The organism is Clostridia bacterium (assembly GCA_017554615.1).
Taxonomy (GTDB): Bacteria; Bacillota; Clostridia; order UMGS1840; family HGM11507; genus SIG450.
Window position 1 is genome coordinate 1 of the sequence record JAFZHY010000008.1, and the last position, 3,635, is coordinate 3,635.

A 3,635-nucleotide genomic window follows, 5' to 3' on the forward strand; every position below is an offset into this window, starting at 1 on the left:
TATTTAAAAACCATAATAAGAAAGTATGCCCTGATATATTGCATTTGCAAAGCCTTGAGGATCGTTTTCAAGTTTATAGGCATCTTCAGGATTGGTTATAAACCCTAATTCAATGAGCAGTGCAGGCATTTTTGTTCTTCTTAGCACATAGAGATTACTTCCCTGTTTTACCCCTCTGTTTCTCATATCAAGCCTTAAAACTATTGAGTTTAAAATTCTTGTTGCAAGGTTATAAGCAGGGCCTGACAAACGGTAGGTAAAAATTTCTGTTCCGTTAGCGGCAGGGTTTGTAACTGCGTTTGTATGAAGACTTATAAAAATATCTGCTCCCCATGTGTTAGCCATTCTTACTCGCTCTATTAAACTTCCCGAATTGGAGTTTCCTAAAACTTCGGTGGGAGTTTTTCTTGAGAGCATTGCTGAAAAATTGGGATTATTATCAAGAAGAGCTTTAAGCCTTACACCTACATCGTAGGTAACGTCGGCTTCGTTAAGCCCGTTACCTGTTGATCCTGTATTAGGGCCTGTGGGGTTATGCCCCTGATCAATAAATATTTTAATTGCCATATAATCACCCATATATTATATGACATATTTTCTTACTTTGATATATTTTTACTGCCTAACAGTACAACATCAGGGGTAATATTTTCCCTTGCGTCATAATAAAACACTTTACAATCATTAACTTCTATTTCATATGAAGGAATTGCATAGGTGGAAGTTTCACTTTTGCCTAACGGAAGATAATAACCTAATCTTAAACCTGTAATTTGAACGCTTTGAAATTCACTTTTTAACTCGTTGTTTGACGCAAGTTCCAAAAGTATATTTGACGGTGGGGTAAGGTTATATTTTTCCTTGATTTTTTCAAAGGATAAAACCGTACCTTTAATAGATGTAATGCCTTTATCTGTAACAGTTGCATAAAGATTACTGTTAAAAACAGGGTAGTCGTTATACGCATACATAAATGTAACAAAAAAGTTTTTTTCTCCGTTATCGGTAATATTTAAAACCTGTAAAACAGACTTGCCTATTCCCTTTTTGTTAAGCGCTTTTAATGTTTTATTTCCCGCGTTAAGATGGGTTATTTTATTAAATGATTTATCCTTAGCATCAAAAACCTTATAATCAACAGATGTGTCGCTTATAAGGAGGCTTTCTCCCTCTTTAGTATAGTAATTTTCTCTTGGAGAAGTGTAATTTTCGCCTAAGAACATAGTAGCAGTTTTTTCCTTATTAGTTGAGACATTATATACTTCTGCACCCTGCATAGAAGATTCAAAATGTTTAACCAAGGATTTTTCCACCGTAATATTATTATTCTTAAGAATATCTATTGCCACATCAATATCAACAGTGTTAACTTTCTGGAAAAAAAGATTATAAACAACGATTAAGAATATGTTTACAAAAAGAAAGATAAAAATTAAAATTGTTTTGGCACGGGCAAAATTCACTTAATCATCACAACCTTTCCGTTTGTTAAAAGGACTGCGCTTTCAGGGTTTACCACATTTTGTTTAACATCAAAATTATAAACGCTGTATATATCCACTATAATATCATCAGGGTTATTTTTAACATCATAAACTGTATAGAATTTATCTAAAACAGAAATCATATTAGGAACATTAAGTTCGGTATTATTTTCCCTAAAACCGCAGAATAACTGACGGTAGGATATTATTTTTCCGTCTTTAATCTTAACTTCGATAGGATGAGTGAGTGTTTCAGTTTTTGAAATGTCCCTCTCAAAAACTAAAGGAACTCCCATATACAGTAAATCAAAGTTAACCGTATATGTGCTTTCCAAATCCCATGACACTCCTGAAAAAACATAAGAGTTATCTTCAGGCAGTGTGAACAAACTGTTTACCCCCTCGGTAAACTCTCCTGCAAGTTTAACTGCATCATATTCTGATGAAACATCAGATGCAACAAAAATTCCCTCATCTATTGCTGTATATTCAAGTAAACCGTCGCTATGGAATTTAAGTGTTCCAAAATTTTCAATTAAGTTAACCGACCCTGAAGTATCGGTAAAACGACGGGCAGTAGTAGTGTTAACACCAAAATATCTTGCGATTTTCTCATATGAATTGTTTGAAAAAATTTCAGGATTCATAAGGTTAACCGGTTTAATATCAGGAGTTGAAAGTTCGTTTAAGTTAATAAGCATATAAGAGTCGAGAAGAATTTTCTCTTTTTCATTTTCGTTTTTTACATCAAAATTATTTTCAAATGCAAAAGAAGCCGAAACTGTGCCCTCCACAACCTCTCTCATTAATTTAGTCATCATATCAGAAAGTGCTGATACATCCTCTGAAACATTTATTTTTAATACCTTTTTACTGTCGGAATTTTTTGCATATAAAGTAAAGCCGCTGTTATCTAAGGCAGGGCAGATAAGAATGTTTTTAACATGGTTAAGTTCAGTTATTTCGTCCGAAACTGATGCTCCGTAATAATCTGCAAGCATTTCAAAGGATATGAAATTATAAAGACCTATAAAAACTGAATCTTTTTGTTTACAGAAAAGTTTATATTCTTCGTCATCCGTTTCGCTTAAAGATGTACTGCATATTGCAGATTTAATATGCCCTTTTAATATATCGTTAAGTGCTTTATACTGATTGTGAGTAGTTGAAATTATAACCGAACTGTTATTTTTAGAAACAAGAATCTGCTTAGGATAATATATCTGGGATAAATCTAAAGATTCTGTCTGACTCTTGTTAAAAGCAGAAAAAAGTTTAGACAAAAAAGAATTATAACCATCCGGCCATAATTCTTCCGATAACCATATTCTTGACGACAAAACAAGGGCTGATATAACCAACCCTGTCAGGATAATAGTTTTAAAAGTTTCTTTTAATTTCATTAGAATAATTTAAATCCTTTAAATAAATTTAATAGGTTTGGACTTAATACTGTAATTGTTTTCGCAGCATACTGAACATTTGAGCCTATTTGCGCACGGATTAAAAGGTCGTTCCTTCCGTACTGAAGTTTAATAGGGCTTATAAACATTCCGGAAGCACCTGACACAAATGAAACAGGCACACCGTCTTTATGTAGAAGTGTATAAACACCGTTACTTAGTGAGTAGATTGAAATTTCTGCACCGTTAGCCGCATATCCTGAAATGTTGTGAGATTTATCATAAGATGAAATACTCGCTGTGGACGGATTTGTAACGGTAAGTATACCGGAAGCAGAACTTACTGCATCGGCAGGCAGAATTAAATCAGGCGCTGCGAAAGCACTAATACAAGAAAATACAAGTATTAAAAGAACTAAAGATATTATTTTCTTTTTCATGCACTACGCCTCCAATCTGCATTTTGTACTAACATTATACAATATGAATGTTACAGAGGTGTTACAATACTTTTAAAAGTTCTTAACGATTAGTGTAGTAATACTTAGCCACTTACTGTATCTTATACAGAAAGAGGGTAACCCAAAGCAGAGCTTTGGCTAAGTTCAGTGCAGTAGTACTTGAACACAATATGCCTTAAACTTGTTAAATTCCAATCTTTTTAATTTGTCGTCCTCGTAAGGCGTCAGCCTGACTTCGTCCTTCGCATTAAAAATCTTGAAAATTTTTCTGCGTTTAAGGTCGAAGA

At 33.6% G+C, this 3,635-nt stretch carries 4 protein-coding genes; all 4 read right to left on the reverse strand.

Annotation, left to right across the window (positions count from 1 at the left end):
- Positions 1-3 precede the first annotated feature (3 nt).
- From IKZ35_01970 to IKZ35_01985, 4 genes are read right to left on the reverse strand one after another with little or no spacing between them, the layout of a single operon-like run.
- A complete protein-coding gene (locus IKZ35_01970) occupies positions 4-567 on the reverse strand; it encodes an N-acetylmuramoyl-L-alanine amidase (GenBank protein MBR4892730.1) in 564 nt (187 codons plus the stop codon).
- Between the two features lie 32 nt (positions 568-599).
- On the reverse strand, positions 600-1,463 hold the full coding sequence (locus IKZ35_01975) for a hypothetical protein (GenBank protein ID MBR4892731.1): 864 nt from the start codon (positions 1,461-1,463) through the stop codon (positions 600-602).
- Positions 1,460-2,887 carry a hypothetical protein gene (locus IKZ35_01980; GenBank protein ID MBR4892732.1) on the reverse strand — a complete coding sequence of 476 codons (1,428 nt, stop codon included), beginning with the start codon at positions 2,885-2,887 and terminating at the stop codon, positions 1,460-1,462. Before IKZ35_01980 ends, IKZ35_01975 begins: the two co-directional genes overlap by 4 nt.
- On the reverse strand, positions 2,887-3,327 hold the full coding sequence (locus IKZ35_01985) for a hypothetical protein (GenBank protein ID MBR4892733.1): 441 nt from the start codon (positions 3,325-3,327) through the stop codon (positions 2,887-2,889). The genes IKZ35_01980 and IKZ35_01985 overlap by 1 nt, the downstream gene beginning before the upstream one ends.
- Positions 3,328-3,635 lie beyond the last annotated feature (308 nt).